The 18,599-nt window shown below is 69.1% G+C and carries 15 protein-coding genes; 12 read left to right on the forward strand and 3 right to left on the reverse strand.

Annotation, left to right across the window (positions count from 1 at the left end):
- The first annotated feature begins 202 nt into the window (after positions 1-202).
- From ASC98_RS20470 to ASC98_RS20500, 7 genes are all read left to right on the forward strand, one after another.
- Positions 203-1,102: a carbohydrate ABC transporter permease gene (locus tag ASC98_RS20470; protein ID WP_056810462.1), complete on the forward strand. Its 900-nt coding sequence runs from the start codon at positions 203-205 to the stop codon at positions 1,100-1,102.
- A complete protein-coding gene (locus ASC98_RS20475; RefSeq protein WP_200953117.1) occupies positions 1,099-1,947 on the forward strand; it encodes a carbohydrate ABC transporter permease in 849 nt (282 codons plus the stop codon). Before ASC98_RS20470 ends, ASC98_RS20475 begins: the two co-directional genes overlap by 4 nt.
- Positions 1,948-1,971: 24 nt before the next feature.
- Positions 1,972-3,588, forward strand: coding sequence for an alpha-glucosidase (locus ASC98_RS20480; protein WP_056810464.1), 1,617 nt, complete (start codon positions 1,972-1,974; stop codon positions 3,586-3,588).
- Positions 3,589-3,660: 72 nt separating this feature from the next.
- Positions 3,661-4,773: an ABC transporter ATP-binding protein gene (locus ASC98_RS20485; RefSeq protein ID WP_056810466.1), complete on the forward strand. Its 1,113-nt coding sequence runs from the start codon at positions 3,661-3,663 to the stop codon at positions 4,771-4,773.
- A gap of 159 nt (positions 4,774-4,932) precedes the next feature.
- Complete coding sequence (locus ASC98_RS20490) at positions 4,933-5,832, forward strand: ParA family protein (RefSeq protein ID WP_056810469.1); 900 nt, start codon at positions 4,933-4,935, stop codon at positions 5,830-5,832.
- A gap of 52 nt (positions 5,833-5,884) precedes the next feature.
- The gene (locus ASC98_RS20495) at positions 5,885-6,913 is read left to right on the forward strand and encodes a phytoene/squalene synthase family protein (protein ID WP_056810473.1); all 1,029 of its coding nucleotides are present in this window, start codon (positions 5,885-5,887) and stop codon (positions 6,911-6,913) included.
- A 31-nt stretch (positions 6,914-6,944) separates the two neighbouring features.
- Complete coding sequence (locus tag ASC98_RS20500) at positions 6,945-8,240, forward strand: glycoside hydrolase family 18 protein (RefSeq protein ID WP_162249363.1); 1,296 nt, start codon at positions 6,945-6,947, stop codon at positions 8,238-8,240.
- Here ASC98_RS20500 and ASC98_RS20505 read toward each other — a convergent pair.
- The 3 genes from ASC98_RS20505 to ASC98_RS20515 form a co-directional block, all read right to left on the reverse strand.
- Positions 8,227-9,672, reverse strand: a complete 1,446-nt coding sequence (locus ASC98_RS20505) for an NAD-dependent succinate-semialdehyde dehydrogenase (protein ID WP_056810480.1) — start codon at positions 9,670-9,672, stop codon at positions 8,227-8,229. The two genes, ASC98_RS20500 and ASC98_RS20505, sit on opposite strands and share 14 nt — an antisense overlap.
- A gap of 73 nt (positions 9,673-9,745) precedes the next feature.
- Positions 9,746-10,021: a DUF4242 domain-containing protein gene (locus ASC98_RS20510; protein ID WP_056810483.1), complete on the reverse strand. Its 276-nt coding sequence runs from the start codon at positions 10,019-10,021 to the stop codon at positions 9,746-9,748.
- 114 nt (positions 10,022-10,135) lie between these two features.
- Entirely contained in the window at positions 10,136-12,745 is a 2,610-nt protein-coding gene (locus ASC98_RS20515; protein ID WP_056810485.1) for an AAA family ATPase, read from the reverse strand.
- A gap of 62 nt (positions 12,746-12,807) precedes the next feature.
- Here ASC98_RS20515 and cynS point away from each other — a divergent pair, with 62 nt between their 5' ends.
- The 5 genes from cynS (at position 12,808) to ASC98_RS20540 (ending at position 18,599) form a co-directional block, all read left to right on the forward strand.
- Entirely contained in the window at positions 12,808-13,251 is a 444-nt protein-coding gene (gene cynS / locus ASC98_RS20520; RefSeq protein ID WP_056810488.1) for a cyanase, read from the forward strand.
- A 221-nt stretch (positions 13,252-13,472) separates the two neighbouring features.
- The gene (locus tag ASC98_RS20525) at positions 13,473-13,820 is read left to right on the forward strand and encodes a hypothetical protein (RefSeq protein ID WP_056810491.1); all 348 of its coding nucleotides are present in this window, start codon (positions 13,473-13,475) and stop codon (positions 13,818-13,820) included.
- Positions 13,820-14,212: a hypothetical protein gene (locus ASC98_RS20530; protein ID WP_157598291.1), complete on the forward strand. Its 393-nt coding sequence runs from the start codon at positions 13,820-13,822 to the stop codon at positions 14,210-14,212. The genes ASC98_RS20525 and ASC98_RS20530 overlap by 1 nt, the downstream gene beginning before the upstream one ends.
- A 98-nt stretch (positions 14,213-14,310) precedes the next feature.
- Complete coding sequence (locus ASC98_RS31155; RefSeq protein WP_056810497.1) at positions 14,311-14,667, forward strand: hypothetical protein; 357 nt, start codon at positions 14,311-14,313, stop codon at positions 14,665-14,667.
- A gap of 17 nt (positions 14,668-14,684) precedes the next feature.
- The gene (locus tag ASC98_RS20540; protein WP_162249362.1) at positions 14,685-18,599 is read left to right on the forward strand and encodes an FG-GAP-like repeat-containing protein; all 3,915 of its coding nucleotides are present in this window, start codon (positions 14,685-14,687) and stop codon (positions 18,597-18,599) included.

Raw genomic sequence — 18,599 nt, forward strand, 5'->3', positions numbered from 1 at the left:
ACTGACTCATCGGCACTGTTTGACCACAGCGAACGAAGTGAGCGGAGGGAGTTTGCCGATGCATCCCCAAAGCCGATCTTCGCAGTGGAGTCGACGGGCCCCCCGGGGGGCCCGTTGACCGCCCCAGCATGAGCCCCCAGCCCATCCCCTCACCCGCCGCGACGCGCCGCGACACACAGAAGCAGAAAACAAGGAGACCAACATGTCGGGCCTGACAAGGCAGAGAGTGAAGTGGGCCTGGTGGATGCTCACCCCGATGCTGGTCGTGCTGCTGGCCGTCGCCGGCTGGCCGCTCGCCCGCACCTTGTGGTTCAGCCTGACCGATGCGTCGCTCGCCCACCTCGACGAGTGGAAATTCATCGGCCTCGAGAACTATGGCGGTGAATACGGCGTGCTGCGCGATCCGGATTGGTGGCGCGCCGTCGGCGTCACCTTCGCGTTCGCGTTGCTGTCGGTCACGCTCGAGACGGTGCTCGGCCTCGGCGTCGCGCTGGTCATCAACCAGCCGTCGCGGCTGCGCACGCTGCTGCGCGCCGCGATGCTGGTGCCGTGGGCGATCCCGACCGTCGTGTCGGCGCGCATCTGGAGCTGGATGCTGCACGACCAGTTCGGCGTCGTGAACCACTACCTGCTGGCGTTCGGACTCATCGCGGCACCGCTTGCGTGGACGGCCGACCCGACGCTGTCGCTGTTCACCGTCGTGATGGTCGACGTCTGGAAGACCACGCCCTTCATGGCCCTGTTGATCCTGGCCGCGCTGCAGATGGTGCCGCTCGACTGCTACGAGGCGGCCAAGGTCGATGGCGTGCCGACCTGGCGGGTGTTCACCCGCATCACGCTGCCATTGATCGTGCCCGGGGTGGCGGTGGCCGTCGTGTTCCGCACGCTCGATGCGCTGCGCGTGTTCGACGTGATCTACGTGATGACCTCCAACAGCCGCGCCACCAAGAGCATGTCGATCTACGTGCGCGAACAGCTGATCGACTTCCAGCAGGTCGGCTTCGGCTCGGCGTCGGCCACGGTGCTGTTCTTCATGATCGCGCTCGTCACCATCGTGTACCTCGGCGCCACGCGTCGCCGTGTCGAGGAGGCTTCGTCATGAACGGCCCCAGCATCCACAAGCGCACGCCGGCGATGTCGGCGCTGTACTACGCGTCAGCCGCGCTGCTGCTGTTCGTCTCGCTGTTCCCGCTGCTGTATGCGGTGTCCACCTCGCTGAAACAAGGCACCGCGCTGTTCTCGCCCGAGCTGTGGCCGGCCCATGCGACGCTCGTCAACTACGCCAGCCTGTTCCGCGACCAGCCGTTCGCCCGCAACCTGCTGAACTCGGCCGTCGTCGCCGGCGGCGTCGTCGCGCTGTCGCTCGCGCTCAGCCTGCCGGCCGCGTGGGCGCTGTCGCGCGTCAGCTTCCGCGGGCGCGGCACGCTGATGCTCACCGTGCTGTCGGCGTCGATGTTCCCGCAGGTGGCCGTGCTGTCGGGCATGTTCGAGCTGGTGCAGGCATTCGGCCTGTACGACCACCTCGGCGCGCTGCTGCTCGCCGACCTCGTCATCACGCTGCCGTTCACCGTGTGGGTGCTCGTGACCTTCATGCGCCAGCTGCCGAAGGAAGTGGAAGAGGCGGCGATGATGGACGGCCTGGGCGTCTTCACGCTGATCTTCCGCATCTTCATGCCGCTGCTGTGGCCGGCCATGGTGGCCACCGGGCTGCTGGCGTTCATCGCCGCATGGAACGAGTTCCTGTTCGCGCTGACCTTCACGATCAGCACCGAGCAGCGCACCGTGCCGGTCGCGATCGCACTCGTCAGCGCCGGCAATGGTTACGAAGCGCCGTGGGGCGCGATCATGGCGGCATCGGTGATCGTCACCCTGCCGCTGATCGGGCTGGTGGTCTATTTTCAACGGCAGATCGTCGCCGGTCTCACGGCCGGCTCGGTCAAGGGCTGATTCCTCTTTTTCAAACGCACGACCATGACAACCACTCCCTCCGACTGGTGGGCCGGTGCCTGCATCTACCAGGTCTACCCGCGCAGCTTCCAGGACAGCAACGGCGACGGCGTCGGCGACCTCGCCGGCATCACGCAGCGGCTCGACCACATCGCGTCGCTCGGCGCCGACGCGATCTGGATCTCGCCGTTCTTCCGCTCGCCGATGCGCGACTTCGGCTACGACGTCACCGACTACTGCGACGTCGACCCGATGTTCGGCACGCTGGCCGATTTCGATGCGCTGGTGGCCCGCGCCCATGCGCTGAAGATCCGCATCCTGATCGACCTGGTGATCAGCCACACCTCGAAGGACCACCCCTGGTTCGTCGAGAGCCGCGCAAGCCGCGACAACCCGAAGGCCGACTGGTACGTCTGGGTCGATCCGCAGCCCGACGGCTCGCCACCGAACAACTGGCTGTCGCTGTTCGGCGGCAGCGCGTGGCAATGGGAGACGAAGCGGCAGCAGTACTTCATGCACAACTTCCTGGCTTCCCAGCCGGACCTGAACTTCCACCACCCGCAGGTGCAGGACGCGGTGCTCGGCGCCGCGCAGTTCTGGCTCGAGCGCGGCGTCGACGGCTTCCGGCTCGACACGGTGAACTTCTACTTCCACGACCGGCAGCTGCGCTCGAACCCGCCCCAACCGGCCGGGCAGTTCGCGGTCGGCGTGCCGCGTGCGAACCCGTATGCGCGGCAAAGCCATCGGTTCGACAAGACGCAGCCGGAAAACCTCGCGTTCCTGCAGCGCTTTCGCGCGCTGTGCGATCGCTATCCCGGCATCACGACCATCGGCGAGATCGGCGACGACAACGAATACGCCACGCTGCGCGCGTACACCACCGGTGCGCGGCTGCACATGGCCTACACCTTCAACCTGATGACCGAGCGCCACGAGCCGCGCTACGTGCATGCGGTGCTCGCCGAGATGCTGGCCGAGGCGGGCGATGCCTGGGTGTGCTGGGCGCTGAACAACCACGACGTGGTGCGCGTCGTCACGCGCTGGGCCGGGCTCGGCCCGGCCGAACGCGTCGCGCCGCTGCTGGTCGGGCTGCTCGGCTCGCTGCGCGGCTCGATCTGCCTGTACCAGGGCGAGGAACTCGGGCTGGCCGAGGCGGCGATTCCGTTCGAGCAGATCCAGGACCCGTACGGCAAGGAGATGTGGCCGGAATTCGTCGGCCGCGACGGCTGCCGCACGCCGATGCCGTGGGTGGCCTCGGCACCGAATGCCGGCTTCACGAGCGGCACGCCGTGGCTGCCGGTGCCGGACGGGCAGCGCCAGCGCGCGGTCGATGCGCAGGTATCGCAGCCGGCGTCGGTGCTGAACCGCTACCGGGCGTTCCTGAACTGGCGCGCGACGCAGCCGGCGCTGCGGCAAGGCGCGATGGCGCTGCTGCCGGCGCACGACCAGGTGGTCGCGTTCACGCGCGGCGACGGGGCGGACCAGGTGCTGTGCGCGTTCAACCTGTCGGACCGGCCGGCGCGCGTGGCGCACGGGCTGGCGGGCCGCTGGACGGCGATCGACGGCCACGGCTTCGGCGGCCGCATCGACGGCGACGAGATCGTGCTGGAGCCGCAGGAGGCGGTGTTCGCGCGACGGTGAGATGAACGGAACGCGCACCGTTCGGGCTGAGCCTGTCGAAGCCCTGATCGAACACACACGGAAGGAACCCAGATGTCCCAGATCCAGCTCCGCAAGGTCCGCAAGAGCTTCTCCAACGTCGCGATCCTCAACGACGTCGACCTGACGATCGCTCCCGGCGAGTTCTGCGTCTTCATCGGCCCGTCGGGCTGCGGCAAATCGACGCTGCTGCGGCTGATCGCCGGCCTCGACGACGTCAGCGGCGGCGAGATCGTGATCGACGGCCAGGTGGTCAACGAGCTGCCGCCGGCGCAGCGCAACGTCGCGATGGTGTTCCAGAGCTATGCGCTGTACCCGCACATGTCGGTGCACGAGAACATGGCCTTCGGGTTGCGCCACCACAAGCTGCCCGAGGCCGAGATCGAGCGCCGCGTCGGCGAGGCCGCCGGCATGCTGAAGCTCGAAGCGCTGCTCGAACGCAAGCCGCGCCAGCTGTCCGGCGGCCAGCGCCAGCGCGTCGCGATCGGCCGCGCGATCGTGCGCCAGCCGAAGGTCTTCCTGTTCGACGAGCCGCTGTCCAACCTCGACGCCGCGCTGCGCATCAACACCCGCGTCGAGATCGCGCGGCTGCACCGCAAGCTCGGCAACGTCAGCATGGTCTACGTGACGCACGACCAGGTCGAGGCGATGACGCTGGCCGACAAGATCGTGCTGCTGCGCCCCGATGCCGCCGCCAAGGGCCTGCTGAGCGTTGCGCAGATCGGCCGTCCGCTCGACCTGTACCACCGGCCGCAGAACCGCTTCGTCGCCGGCTTCATCGGCTCGCCGTCGATGAACTTCCTGCCGGCTGCGGCGGTCGCGGGCGATGCGGCACGGCTCGACTGCCGCCTGCCCGGCGGGCTGGCCTGCCGCGCCGCGGTCGATGCATCGCGGGTCGCCGCCGGCACCGAGATCACGCTCGGCGTGCGGCCGGAACACGTGCAACTCGGGCAGGGCGACGGCCGCGGCCACATCACCCACCTGGAGCACCTGGGCGAATTCAGTTACGCCTACGTGACCTGGCGTGACGACGAGCCACCGCTGCTGGCGAAGGTGACCGACGAGTCGCTGAAGCTCGGCGACCACGTCAGCTTCGAGCTGCCGTCGACGCAGCTGCATGCCTTCCTGCCGGATGGCGAGGCGCTGGCGCGGACGGCGGTGCACTGAAAAAAGCGGGCGACGGAACCGGCGCCGGTTTCGGCACGCCTGCAACGCCGGCGGTATCCAAACGTGAACGGGGTGAAAGGTGGCTTGTACCGAGCCCGGCGCGGGCGCTTCGGTGATGTAATCGGTGGCCGTTCTGGCAGGACCCGGGTTTCATCGTCCATGCGCGTGGTAGCCGTCATCAATCGCAAGGGAGGCAGTGGCAAGAGCACGCTGGCGACCCACCTTGCCGGCTATTGCGCCCGCCAGGGGCTGAAGGTGATGCTCGGCGACGTCGACCGGCAGCAGTCGTCGCTCGCGTGGCTGAAGCGCCGCGCCGAGCAGCCGGTGGCCCAGGGCGCCCCGGTGGTCGGCTGGGCCGTCGACCCGCGCAGCGTGCTGCGCCCGCCCGCCGGCATCAGCCATGTCGTGATCGACACCCCCGGCGGCCTGCGCGACAGCGAACTGGCCCGCGTCGTGATGTATGCCGACGTGATCGTGATGCCGGTCTGCCATTCGGTCTTCGACCGCGAATCCGCCGCCGCCTGCTACGAGGAACTGCGGACGCTGCCGCGCGTGGCCAGCGGGCGCTGCAAGGTCGCGATGGTCGGCATGCGGCTCGACGCCCGCACCAAGGCTGCCGAGCAGATGGTCGAGTGGGCGGCGCAGGCGAATTTCCCGTACCTCGGCGCGCTGCGCGAGACGCAGGCGTATGTGCGCTGCGTCGAGCAGGGCGCGACGCTGTTCGACCTGCCGGCCGCCAAGGTCGAGGCCGACCTGGCGCAATGGAAGCCGATCCTCGCGTGGGTCGAGCAGGCCTGGGCGGCGGCCGCGAAGGCCGACGTGGTGGCCCGCGCGGCGGCACGCATGACGGTGCCGCCGAGTGCGGCGCCGGCGGCCGCTGTGGCGGCTGTGCCCCGGGCGGCCCCGGCGCGCGTGGGCACGGCCGCGACGCGCGGCGTGCAGACCGCCGACCCGTTCGGTGCGCGGCCGACCAGCCCGCTGATCAAGGTGTCGTCCGGCGAGCGCGGCATCGCGGGCCGCATCGGGCGGCTGTTCGGGGTGTTCAAGTCGTCGGGTTGAACCGCTGAGCCCGCCCAGGGCGGACGGATGCGGTCGGCTACATTGCCTGCCCATGCCCGTCACCACCGACACGCTGCTCGGCGAGCTGCTGAAGCGCGTCTCCCGTTCGTTCTACCTGAGCCTGCGCATGCTGCCGCCGGGGTTGCGCGCGCCGGTCAGCCTGGCGTACTTGCTGGCCCGCGCCGCCGACACAGTCGCCGACACCCCCGGCCGCCCGACCCCCCAAAGGCTCGCGCAGCTGCTGTCCTGGCGCGAGCAGGTGGCCGGCGCGCGCCCTTCGCAACCCATCGATGCCGGCACGCCGGCCGATGACGGCGAGGCTGCGCTGATGACCGCGCTGCCCGAGGCACTGGATCTGCTGCGCCGGCAGCAAGCCGCCGACATCGCCGACATCCGCCGCGTCGTGACGACGTTGACCGACGGCATGTGCTTCGACCTCCAGCACTTCGAGCACGGCCGCCCCGGTGCGCCGGTGCCGCTGCAGACCCGCGCCGAGCTCGACCGCTACACCTACCTCGTCGCCGGCTGCGTCGGCGAGTTCTGGACCGATATCGCGATGCGCCACCGGCCCGAGCTGCAGACATGGCCGCGCGACGAGATGGTCGCGAAGGGCGTCGCCTACGGCCAGGCGCTGCAGCTGACGAACGTGCTGCGCGACGCGGCCGAGGACCTCGCGAACGGCCGCTGCTACCTGCCGGCCGAGCTGCTCGCGCGGCATGGCCTGGCCGTCGCCGACCTGGCCGACCCGGCGCGCCGCGTGGCCGCCCGGCCGCTGCTGGCCGAACTCAGCGCGCAGGCGCTGGCCGGCTATCGCGCCGGCGCCGACTACGTGCTGCGCATCCCCGCCGGCAGCCTGCGCCTGCGGCTTGCATCGCTGTGGCCGCTGATGCTCGGGCTGGCCTCGCTCGAGCTGCTGCTCGGCTCGCCCGGCTGGCTCGATCCGTCGCGGCGCGTCAAGGTCACGCGCGGCGCGGTCTACCTGATGCTGCTGCGCTCGCTGCCGACCGTGTTGTCGACCAGCGCACTGCGGCGCTGGACCGATGCGGCGCTCGCGCGCACCGCCGCGGCTTGCCGTGCCTGAACCCGACCAACCCCACCCGACGAGACTGCCGATGAACCGATCGCGATGGAGGGCCACGCTGGTGGCCGTGACCTTGGCCGTGACGACGATGGCCGCGCCGGCCGCCGAGCTGGTGCCACCCTTCACCGGACAGCACCATCCGTTCACGCCGACCAGCGGCAAGGTCGTCGGCGTCTACGTGCCGAACTGGCAGCCGCCGGCGTTGCTCGACCGCGTGCCGGCCGGCAATGTCACGCACCTGCTCTACGCCTTCCTGCACCTGTGCGGCCCGGGCCAGTTGCCCAAGGATGCGCAGGCCTGCGAAGGCAAGGCCGATTTCCAGCTCGCCACCTCGGCGCGCGACGATGAATTCGACGCCGTCTTCGCCCGCTTCAAGCAGCGCGCGCCGCACGCCAAAGTGCTTGCATCGGTCGGCGGCTGGGGCGGCTCGGACCCGTTCTTCCACCTTGCGAGCGATCCGGCCCGACGCGCGGTGTTCGCCGCGTCCGTCGCGCAGTTCCTGCAGGCGCACCCGGCCTTCGACGGCATCGACATCGACTGGGAGCACCCCACGTCGAACGGCAGCGCCAACGGCGTCGCGCTCGGCACGCCGGCCGACGGGCAGGGCTATGCGGACCTGATGGTCGACCTGCGCCGCGCGCTCGACGGGCTGGCCGCACAGACCCACCGGCGCTACTTGCTGACGGCTGCCGTCAACACCACCGAATCGCTCGCGGCCAAGGTGAACCACGCCGATGCGGCGAAGGTGATGGACCTGGTCTTCATGATGACCTACGACTTCGCCGGCGGCTGGACGCCGCTGGCCGGCCACCACACGCCGCTGGCGAGCCCGACGCCCGGTTCGAACGACAGCCTCGAAGGCGCGGTGCGCGTGATGACGAAGGCCGGCGTGCCGGCGAACAAGCTGGTGGCCGGCGTCGCGATGTACGGCCGCGGCTTCTCGGGCGTGAAGGGGCCGGGGCCGAACGGCTTCAACGGCGTGCCGCGCAGCGGCGTGTTCCCCGGCGCCGAAGGCGACATCACCTACCGCGAGCTGGCCGACGGCTGGCTCGGCCGCAAGGGCACCGGTACGCAAGGCTGGAAAGCGGCGTACGACCGCAGGACGCAGTCGTACACGCTGTGGAATGCGCGCACGCAGCAGATGATCGGCTACGACGACCCGCGCAGCGTGCGGCGCAAGGGCCGCTTCGCGGTCGCGCACGGGCTGGCCGGCGTCTTCGCATGGGAGCTGTCTCAGGACAACGGCGACATCCTGAACGCGATGAACCTCGGGGTCGGACAGACGCCGACCCCCGTGCCCGCTGCCGCGTCGATCACACGGCCATGATCGACACGCTCTTCGTGACCAGGTAGGCCTCCATCGCCTCCGGGCCGCCTTCGGTGCCGTAGCCCGAATCCTTGACGCCGCCGAACGGCATCTCGGCCACCGGCGCGGCCGGCTGGTTGATCCACAGCATGCCGAGTTCCAGCCGCTGCGCCAGCTGGTGCGCGTTCTTGATCGAGCGCGTGAAGGCGTAGCCGGCCAGCCCGAACGGCAGGCGGTTGGCTTCGGTGATGGCTTCGTCCAGCGTTTCGAAGGTGCGGATCGCGGCCACCGGGCCGAACGGTTCGTTGTTGAACACGTCGGCATCGAGCGGCACGTCGACCAGCACGGTCGGCGCAAAGAAGTTGCCGCTGCTGCCGACGCGCTCGCCGCCGGTCGCGACGGTGGCGCCGCGCTTGCGCGCATCGTCGACCACCTTGGCCATCGCGCCCAGCCGGCGTGCATTGGCCAGCGGGCCGAGCGTGGTGCCTTCGGCCAGGCCGTCGCCGAGCTTCAGCTTCTCGGCGTGCTGCACCAGCGCCGTCGCAAACGCGTCCTTCAGGCTGCTGTGCACCAGGAAGCGCGTCGGCGAGATGCAGACCTGGCCGGCATTGCGGAACTTCGCGCCGCCGGCCGCCTTGACCGCGAGCGCGACGTCGGCGTCGTCGGCGACGATCACCGGCGCGTGGCCGCCCAGCTCCATCGTCACGCGCTTCATGTGGCGGCCGGCCAGCGCGGCCAGTTCCTTGCCGATCGGCGTCGAGCCGGTGAAGGTGACCTTGCGGATGACCGGGTGCGGGATCAGGTAGGCTGAGATCTCGGCCGGGTTGCCGAACACCAGGCCCAGCACGCCGGGCGGGATGCCGGCATCGACGAAGGCGGCCAGCAGCGCGGCCGGCGACGCCGGGGTTTCTTCCGGCGCCTTCACCAGGAACGAGCAGCCGCTCGCGAGCGCCGCACCGAGCTTGCGCACGATCTGGTTGATCGGGAAATTCCACGGCGTGAACGCGGCGACCGGGCCGACCGGCTCCTTCAGCACCAGCTGCTGCGCGGCCAGGTTGCGCGACGGCACGATGCGGCCGTAGACGCGGCGGCCTTCGTCGGCGAACCAGTCGATGATGTCGGCGCCGGCCATCACCTCGACGCGTGCTTCGGCCAGCGGCTTGCCCTGTTCCTGCGTCATCAGGCGGGCGATGCCGTCGGCGCGTTCGCGCAGCAGCGCGGCGGCGCGGCGCATCACGTTGGCGCGCTCGTGCGCCGGCGTGACGCGCCAGGTCTCGAAGCCGCGCTGCGTGGCGGCCAGCGCGCGGTCGAGGTCGGCGGTGGAGGCATGTGCCACCTTGCCGATCGGCGCGCCGGTGGCGGGGTTCAGCACGTCCAGCGTCTTGCCGCCGGTGGCGTCGACCCACTGGTTGTCGATCAGCAGGCGGGTGTCGGGGTAGGAGGTGTCGCTCATGGGGGGCTTTCGGGGGTCGTCGCAGCGGAGAAGGCCGCCATTGTCGGCCTTCCCCCAAGCCCTTGCAGCCTGCTCAGGGACGGTAGAAGTACGGGTCGAGCACCGACACCTCGGTGATCGTGCCGACCGGCAGGTCGGAGCGTTTCGCGGACTGGCGGATCGCCTCCGGCGACGGGCCGTCGTAGATGCAAAAGGTCTTGCTGCGGTCCGGGTTCACATAGGAGTGGACCCAGGTGACGCCGGATTCGGCATTGCCGTCGACGACGGCGCGGCAGGCCTTGCTGCCGGCGGCGTCCATCGGGATCGAAAGGCCTTGGGGGAAGTCGCGTTCGACGAGGTAGCGGGGCATGGTGATCTCCTGGATTCGTTGGATCGGTCCGGACATCGAACCGTGGTGCAACGATAGGTTTCACGGCCCTCGCGGCACAGGGCAGCCGTTGCCCATCTTGGGTGGTGCGCCTGCCTAATTTGAAGTCGGGTCGGCGAGCAGCCCGAGCTGCCGGGCCGCGGCGGCCGCCTCGCTGCGCGACGGCGCGCCGAGCTTCGCGAGGATCGCCTCGACATGGTGGTCGATGGTGCGCGTCGAGCGCGACAGGCGCGCGGCGATCTCGGCATTGCGGCAACCTTCGGCGACGAGCGCGAGGATCTGCAGTTCGCGCGCTGTCAGGCCGGCCGCGTTGCGCCGCGTCGCGGCACGCGGGCCGCGCGGCACGGCGGCGATGCCGGCCGCGCGCATCGCGGCGCGCACCTGTTCGGCCAACGGGCGCGCGCCGAGCCGGTCGAGCAAGGCCAGTGCGTCGCGCTGCGCCGCTTCATCGCCATCGGCGAGGGCCCGTGCCTCTTCGTAGGGGCAGCCGCGTTCGCGCCACGCGGCGGCCGCTTCGCGCCAGCGCCCTGCGATCTGCAATGCATGCGGCGCCGCGCAGTGCGGCGGCGCCACCGCGTTGCCGCCGGCGCGCCAGCGCCAGAACGCCAGCTCGCCGATGAACCACGGATGGCGGTGCGCCGCCGCCAGCGCGAAGACGGCGTCGACCTCCTGCTGCACCGCGGCCGGCTGCCGCGCCTGCCAGGCCGCCTCGGCGCGCGCGCAATGCACCGGCGCGAGGCGCTGCAGCGTGCCGCTCTGGCGGGCCAGCGCGAGGGCCTCGTCCAGCACCTCCATCGCGCCAGGGTCGCCGCGCCGGTTGCGCAGGCGGGCCAGCGCGACCAGCGCCATCAGCCGGTTGGTCGATCCGGCGGCTTCGCGTGCGACCGCCGCATGCGCTCGCTCGCCGGCCTGTTCCCAACGCCCCTGGTACAGGTCGCACAGCGATTGCCAGGCCTCCATGTAGCCGGCCAGGCGGTCGAGGTCGCGCTCGCGGGCGAACGCGATGCCCTCGGCGATCGCGCGATCGGCGGCTTCGAACTCATGCACCTCGCCCGATGCGGTGCCGAGCATCAGCAGCGCGTCGGCGACGCTGGCCCCGCCGTCGTCCAGCGTGCGCGCGATGTCCAGGCTCTGCTGCAGCAACGTGCGACCGCGCGCCGGGTCGACGAACAGCAGCGCGGCCCCGACGGTCTTCAGCGCACCGGCCAGGATGGCGGGCAGCTCGAAGCGGCGGGCCAGCGCGATCGCCTGCTCGCCCCATTCGACCGCGTCGTCGAGGTCGCGGTTCAGCATGCGCAGGTACGACTCGGTCGCGCAGGCCAGCGCGAGCGGCGGGCCGGGCGGCAGGCGGCGTGCCAGCTCGATCGCACGGCGGCTCGCGGCATCGGCTTCGGCGTTGCGCAGCGCGCGCACCAGCGGCATCGTGTGCGCGGCCAGCGTCTCGACCTGGCGCGGCAGGTCGCCGGTCTTCTCGAACAGCGCGAACGCGGCTTCGCGCGCCGGGATCGCGGCGGCCAGGTCGTTCAGCTCGAAGCAATGCGTTGCGTAGACGTCGAGCAGCAGCGCGTGCTCAGTGTCGCCGAGGCGGTCGGCCCGCGCGAGCGCGTGGCGGCAGTGCGCCGCGGCTTCACGGCGCGCGCCGCGCGCGGCGGCCTCTTGCGCGGCCTGTGGCGCCAGGCGCAGCACCGCGTCGTCGTCGCCGGCCAGCAACGCGTGGTGCATCAGCCGCGCCAGCGGTGCCGCTGCAGGGCCTTGCTGCAGCGCCGCGAGCGTGCGCGCGTGCAGCGACCGGGCGCGTGCCGGCAGCAGCGCCTGTTCGACGGCGACGCGGGCCAGCTCGTGGCGAAAGCGCAGCGTGCTGCCGTCGGCCACCAGCAGGCCGGCGAGCAGGCAGGCGTCGGCGCCCGGACCGGCCTCGGCCGCGGGCAGCACCGCGTCGACCAGCGCCAACTCGATCGCGCGCGGCACGATGGCCGCGAGGTCCAGCACCTGGCGTGCCGCCGGCGCCAACTGTGCGGCGCGGGCGAGCACCGCGTCGCGCACCGTCGCCGGCACGCCGCCGCCCGCATCGGCAAGCACCTGGGTCACGAAGAACGGGTTGCCGCCGGTCGTCGCGTGCACGCCGCGGCCGTCGCGCTGCGCGGCGGTGGCCATGTGCTGCACCGCCGCGGGCGTCAGGCCGGGCACCGCGATGCGGGTCACGTCGGCGGCCGGCAGGTCGGCGAAGACCGGACGCAGCAGTGCCATCGCGCCTTCGTCGTCGCGGTGGGTCAGCAGCATCAGCACCGCGCTGCGCGCGAGCCGGCGGCCGAGGAACTTGACGAGATCGAGCGTTGCGGCGTCGGCCCAATGGATGTCTTCGATGACCAGCAGCACCGGTGCGGGCAGGCGAGTCAGTTCGTCGAGCAGTGCCGAGAACAGCGGGCCCCGATCGGCCTGGCCGGCGAGCATCGCCCGCAGCGCCGGGCTCAGGCCGCGTGCGAGGTCGTGCACCGGGCCGAACGGTCGCGGCGTCGACAGCGCCTCGCAGGCGCCCCACAGCAGGCTGCGCGGCGCGGCGTCGTGCATGAAGCGCTCGGTGAGCGCGGTCTTGCCGATGCCGGGCTCGCCGGCCACCAGCACGGTGCCGCCGCGCCCCTGCGCCGCGAGCGCGAACCGGGCTGCGAGCGCGGCCAGCAGGTCCTCTCGTTCGAACAGCATCGACATGGTGCGCGGCAGGCTAGCACGATCGTTGCTACGTCGGCTGCATCGTCCACAGGAGCATTGCCATGAGCCGCCTCGAAGTCACCGAGAAGATCATCGCCACCAAGGTTGTCAAGGGCCTGAAGTGGTCCGACGTGGCCGCGAAGGTCGGGCTGAGCAAGGAGTGGACGACGGCCGCCTGCCTCGGCCAGATGACGCTGACGCCGCAGCAGGCCGGCGTGCTGGGCGAGATCTTCGGGCTGAGCGATGCCGAGCAGAAGTGGCTGTGCGTGGTGCCGTACAAGGGGTCGCTGCCGACCTCGGTGCCGACTGATCCGCTGATCTATCGCTTCTACGAATTGGTCAGCGTGTATGGCACGACCTTCAAGGAATTGATCCACGAGGAGTTCGGCGACGGGATCATGAGCGCGATCGATTTCAAGATGGACCTGCAACGCGAACCGAATCCGGCGGGGGATCGGGTCAGCATCGTGATGAGCGGGAAGTTCCTGCCGTACAAGACGTATTGATGACATCCTCAAATCGAAGGATGAGGGATGTCTTTTTGTGATGCGCGACCTTGCGGGAGCAAGCGGGCTTCGGTTAACGTGGGCCGCTTCGGTCACACGCTGACCGCGAATTGAATCGGCAGGCGCCCACGAGCGCCTCTGTGCTGGAGGAACCGTCCGAGATGTCCATCGCTCATGCGAGCGGGGAGTGCTCGTGCGGTCGTTGAACGAGGAATGACTTGATGAAGACGATGCGAAGCCTGCTGGCCTGCGTGCTGGCGGCGATGTCTGCGCAGGCGGGGGCGACCTATTCGTGTGCCGGACCGGTGGGCTACCTGGGCGTTGACCAGAGCGGCATCCTGGCGGTGGCCTTGGTCGGCGCACCGATCCACAAGGTGTGCACGGTTGGAACGACAGGCGGGTTCCAGATGGGGCCGGCGGGCTGCAAGCTGGTGTATGCCACGCTGCTGAGTGCACGTCTTGCGGGCAAGAGCGTGACGATCTACTACGACGACAACGGGTTCACCTGCGCCACGCTTCCGGCATGGGGGGCCGTGCCGACCATGTATTTCATCGACGGGCCGAATTGATGAGTCGCCTTGCTTGCGTCATCGGTGACGTCGTCCTTCGCACGTTGCTTCTTTCCGGGCTCTGGTTGGTCGGTGCGAATGCCAGCGCTGCCGAAGGCAGCATCACCGGCTATCTCCAGTTCGTGGCTGTGATCCAGGCCAACACCATTGGCCACCAGGCCGGCAATCTGGAGGTTCAGGTCGCCGGCGGTTTCACCGTCCCATCCGGCATGTCGTGCGATTCGAACTACATCACGACGCTGAAGAGCGTCGATGCAGACAAGCGCATGTTCAGCCTGCTGTCGATGGCGCTTCTGGCGCAGAAGCCGGTCACCCTCTACATCAGCGACAACCCGGCGGTCACTGCATTCCCGGGACGTTGCAGTCTGGTGGCCGCGGCGCTGCTGCGGTGATGCGGACAGCCTGGAACGGCATCGAGAGCGACACGGCCACGGCGCAGTTCATCCATTCGCCCTGAAGCACGGGCGAGCAACCTCGGATCCCCATCGACATGCTCCAACTTTTCACACGGCGCAGCGTGACCGCAGCGCTTGCGTTCATCGCAGCCTTCTCGTCACCCATTCCGGCAATGGCCTTGGAGAGCGTGTCGGGTCAGGTCAAGCGGATCGGCTGCCATTACACCGACAACACCTGCTTCGTGGCGCTTGACAGCGCCAACTTCGGCGCGAGCCTGGGATGTGCCAACCCGGGTACCGAGTTCCGCTTCGATGGAGCCGACACACCCGCAGGCAAGCGAGCGTATGCGAGCTTCCTGGCGGCTTACCTGTCGCAAAGGACGGTGGGCGTCGTACTGGACGGCTGTTCGGCCCAGGGCTATCCCGCCCTGCGGTATTTCAATCTGCTGTGACTCACCGACGAACCAACATGAATGTGCTTTTCACCCTGCGGGCTGACGCCTGGTTGATCAGGTTGGCGAAGCCCGCACCGCGCGTGCTGGCGATGGTGTTGTCCACCGCGGCGATCAGTGCGTCGGCGCAAGGGCTGGTCGTCAGCGAAAGCGGACAGGCCGTTTACAGCTACCCGATCGCCGTGCCGCCGGGTGTGGCGGGGATGGAACCGAAGCTCAGCCTGGTCTACAACAGCGGCGGCAACAACGGGCCGATCGGCGTAGGCTGGACGGTGCAGGGCATCTCGCAGATCACGCGCTGCCCGAAGATCGAACCGGTGGCGGCCAACGGCGCGGTGAAGCCGCAGATCACACCGGTGCGCTACACGGCAGACGACAACCTGTGCCTCGACGGCCAGCGTCTGATCAAGGTCGACACCACGCAGGGCTGGGTCGGCAAGGCTGCCGCCAGCCAGGCGACGCCGGCACTGGGACTGGCGAGCGGCTTTGTCGAATTCCGCACGGAGAACGACGGCTATTCGCGCATCCGAGCCAGCGGCATGGTCGGCAGCGGCGGCGCCGACAAGGGCCCCGCCACGTTCACCGTGCAGACCAAGGCCGGCCTGACGCAGGTGTATGGGCAGACGAGCATTCGCGGCGTCGCCACGTCCGATGCCGTTGCTTTGTCGGTGGGCGGTCAGTTGCCCGGCGTGGCGACGGCCTGGATGCTGAAGAAGGTCGTCGACTCGGCCGGCAATGCGATCGAATTCGAGTACGACAACACGACGCGCACCTGGGGAAGCAAGGGGCCCGGCGACCTGGTCCTGCCGGGGCGGGAGTGGAACCTGAAGCGGGTCTACTACGGCTGCAAGGATGCCGAGGGAAGCGCGTGCCCGCAGAGGCACCAGGTCGAGCTGGTCTACGAAGAACGTCCGGACAAGGCCGAGGCCTATCACCTGGGCTCCAAGGTCGTCAGCACGCAGTTGCTGAAGCAGGTGACGGTTTCCACCGGAGCAAGCGCCGTGCGCAACTACCGGATGGCGCACGTCACGTCGAAGGCGACGAACCGGCAATTGCTGCAGGCCATCGCCGAATGCGCAGGCAGCGCGGCGGTCACCTGCCTGCCTGCGACGAAGTTCAATTACCCCGGGTTGGCCTACGACGTGAACTACGTCGGCTCCTCCAGCTTCAACCTGGGTGGCATGCCGCTGGTGAAGTTCGACGGATCGCGCGGCACGATCACCGGCGACTTCAACGGCGACGGCAAGACCGATCTTTTGCTGTGGACGAAGAACGCTGGCGTGAACGGCGAGGTCAACGAGTTGTGGCTGGCCGATGCGACGGTACCGGGCCAGTACGACAAGGTGCCGTCTCTGGGTGACCTGGCCACTGTCAGGCTGGGCGGCGTGTTTTCGGGTTACGACACGACGGTGGCCGACATCAACGGCGATGGCCGCATGGACCTGATCCGCCAGTGCCCCGTGATGGGGACGACCTCTTGCCAAGGCGCCAGTCGGCCCCGGATGTGGCTTTCCATCTCCGACAACAACGCCGGCAACTCCGGCACCTACGGGCAGTTCGTCGAGATTCCGAACCCGGCGGCAACGGTCGCAGGTCCGCTGTCGAGCGTGACTTACAACACGACGAATTTCGTCTGCAAGGCCTGGAACGGGCGACCGGATGCCGTTGCACCACAGGTGGAGTCGCGCGCGCAAGAAGCGTTCTGGCAGGACTTCGACGGCGATGGTCGCCTCGACCTGGTGACCTTCGAATGGGTTACGCAATCGGGGCTGCCGACAGGTTGCAACTTCACGATCCCACCGGAGCTGAAAGTCTTCCGCTATTACGTGGGCAACGGGGCGGGGCAGTTCGCGCTGAAGCAGCAGACGGCGATGACGGTGCCGCTGCACACCCTCGACACGGCCGCGAACGCCGGCATGTCGTTCGTCGAAGCGATGGACGTGAACGGCGACGGCCGCCTGGACGTGCTGGCCGTCAACAACCGCTGGATGCAAGGCGACGATGGCCTCTTCCACGAGACCCTGGTCGGGATCGATCCGGCACCACTGGCGGGAACGGCGGCACGCATGCTCGTCGTCGACGCGAATGGCGACGGCAAGAGCGATGTGATCCTGATGGACCCCACTGCAACGCGCACCGTGACGAGCCCGATCCCGCCGGGCCAGAGCGGAACGCCGAACGGCGTGCCCGCGAACCCGCATGAAGCGCGCCTGTTCATCAACCAGGGCGGGACCTTTGTGCGAGACGATCGACCGCTGGACTGGCTGAAGGCGTGGGGCAAGACATCGTGGAATGTCCCGATCGGCGATGGCGGTCACCTCGTGGCCGGAGGTCCTCGCTTCTTCGCGTTCGGCAGCGGTGCCGCCGGGTCGATGCCGCTGGACATCAATGGCGACGGCCTGATCGACTTCATGGCCTGGACGGGCGAAGACGATCGCCACGACCTGCGGTTCTTTACCAGCCTGGCCGGCACGGACGGCGGCAAGCCGGACGGCAGCTTTGCGGCCTTGTCGAGCACCGACCGCGGGCGCTACGGGTTGCCGGAGATGGCCACCGGTGGCGTCACCTTCCTGTCCGGCGATTTCATGGGTCTCGGCAGCGTCGGCTTCATCCGGATGCAGGACGGGGGCAACAACAACCTGTGGTATCGCAACGGGCCGCCACCCGACGTGATGAACATGGTGACGAACCTGTCCGGCGTGAGCACCTGGATCAGCTATTCGTCGACCGGCATGGCCAGCGCCGGGCTCGTCGTAGCCAACAATTCACCGATCGGTGCGGGGGTGTATGCGAACACGCGTCCGCCGATCGACCTGAGCGGCATCACCGATCCCCAGGCGCGTGCCGACAAGGCCGGCAAGCACAGTTGGCCGACGCACCACGCCCACCCTGCGCAATGGTTGGTGGCGAGCACGATGCAGCCCAGTCTCAACGGCGTAGGCAACGCGAGCAACCTGGGCGTCACGACGGCGTTTGCCTACGTTGGCATGAAGTCCGACCTGTCGGGTGGTGGCGACCTCGGACTGGAATCGGTCACCAAATACTTCCCATACGCCAACGGCGGGATGATGGCGTCGACCACCGAGTACCTGCAGCCGCTGAACAGCGAGACCGGGCAGGAGGGCACGCAGCGCAAGCAGTTCGTCGGCATGCCCAAGTGCACGTACACACGCTACATCGCAGGGTGGACACCGAACGCGCCACCGTCGAACGTGGTCCACGAGGACGTCGACAACAGCCGCAACGTGCGGCCGGGCTCGCCGCGGCAGTTGCCGAAGGCCTTGGGTGCCGGCACGCAGTCGACGGCTGGCACCGGCGTCAACAGCGAATGCTTCGATGTCGACGGTGACGTGCCCGACAAGCCCGACAAGGCCGCCGGCGGGTGGGGCTCACAGATCATCAACATGACGACCTACGTGTACTGCGATGTCCAGTCGCAGGCCAGCGGTTCGTCGGCCACCTGGATGACGCCTTGCGGCACCACCGAGGCGGTCAAGCGCCCGTACCAGATGCGCTCCGTCGAGCGAACCTGGGATCTGACGACGCCTGCGTTGAAAGTCAGCAAGGTGGACGCCGTCAACTCGACGATGACGCCGTACGGTGACGTCGGCAACGCGACGATCACGACCACGGGCTACGGCGTGGGCGGCCGGTCGGAGCCGGTCGTGGTGACCAAGTCGACGACCAACACCTACCTGAGCGGGGACGGTGGATCGAGCCGCTTCGTCGACGGAAACCGGTGGTTCTTGGGCCGCCTGGGCAGCAGCACCGTGGTGTCCTCCACGAACCTGACGCAGCCGCTCGATCGGAGTGACGCCAATCTGAATGCTGCCGCGAAGGCCACGCAGGATCCTGCGTTGAACGGCACGCCGACGAAGTTGATCCGGCCAGAAGTGCTGATGACCATCCTGCAGTTGCTGTTGGAAGACTGA

Origin of the sequence: Rhizobacter sp. Root1238 (assembly GCF_001425825.1) — a bacterium.
In the GTDB taxonomy this organism is placed as follows: domain Bacteria; phylum Pseudomonadota; class Gammaproteobacteria; order Burkholderiales; family Burkholderiaceae_C; genus Rhizobacter.

Excerpts from the sequence above, each read along its gene's own strand:
- ASC98_RS20470 (WP_056810462.1), top strand. The coding sequence starts at position 203 with ATGTCGGGCCTGACAAGGCAGAGAGTGAAGTGGGCCTGGTGGATGCTC.
- ASC98_RS20475 (WP_200953117.1), top strand. The coding sequence starts at position 1,099 with ATGAACGGCCCCAGCATCCACAAGCGCACGCCGGCGATGTCGGCGCTG.
- ASC98_RS20480 (WP_056810464.1), top strand. The coding sequence starts at position 1,972 with ATGACAACCACTCCCTCCGACTGGTGGGCCGGTGCCTGCATCTACCAG.
- ASC98_RS20485 (WP_056810466.1), top strand. The coding sequence starts at position 3,661 with ATGTCCCAGATCCAGCTCCGCAAGGTCCGCAAGAGCTTCTCCAACGTC.
- ASC98_RS20490 (WP_056810469.1), top strand. The coding sequence starts at position 4,933 with ATGCGCGTGGTAGCCGTCATCAATCGCAAGGGAGGCAGTGGCAAGAGC.
- ASC98_RS20495 (WP_056810473.1), top strand. The coding sequence starts at position 5,885 with ATGCCCGTCACCACCGACACGCTGCTCGGCGAGCTGCTGAAGCGCGTC.
- ASC98_RS20500 (WP_162249363.1), top strand. The coding sequence starts at position 6,945 with ATGAACCGATCGCGATGGAGGGCCACGCTGGTGGCCGTGACCTTGGCC.
- ASC98_RS20505 (WP_056810480.1), bottom strand. The coding sequence starts at position 9,672 with ATGAGCGACACCTCCTACCCCGACACCCGCCTGCTGATCGACAACCAG.
- ASC98_RS20510 (WP_056810483.1), bottom strand. The coding sequence starts at position 10,021 with ATGCCCCGCTACCTCGTCGAACGCGACTTCCCCCAAGGCCTTTCGATC.
- ASC98_RS20515 (WP_056810485.1), bottom strand. The coding sequence starts at position 12,745 with ATGTCGATGCTGTTCGAACGAGAGGACCTGCTGGCCGCGCTCGCAGCC.
- cynS (WP_056810488.1), top strand. The coding sequence starts at position 12,808 with ATGAGCCGCCTCGAAGTCACCGAGAAGATCATCGCCACCAAGGTTGTC.
- ASC98_RS20525 (WP_056810491.1), top strand. The coding sequence starts at position 13,473 with ATGAAGACGATGCGAAGCCTGCTGGCCTGCGTGCTGGCGGCGATGTCT.
- ASC98_RS20530 (WP_157598291.1), top strand. The coding sequence starts at position 13,820 with ATGAGTCGCCTTGCTTGCGTCATCGGTGACGTCGTCCTTCGCACGTTG.
- ASC98_RS31155 (WP_056810497.1), top strand. The coding sequence starts at position 14,311 with ATGCTCCAACTTTTCACACGGCGCAGCGTGACCGCAGCGCTTGCGTTC.
- ASC98_RS20540 (WP_162249362.1), top strand. The coding sequence starts at position 14,685 with ATGAATGTGCTTTTCACCCTGCGGGCTGACGCCTGGTTGATCAGGTTG.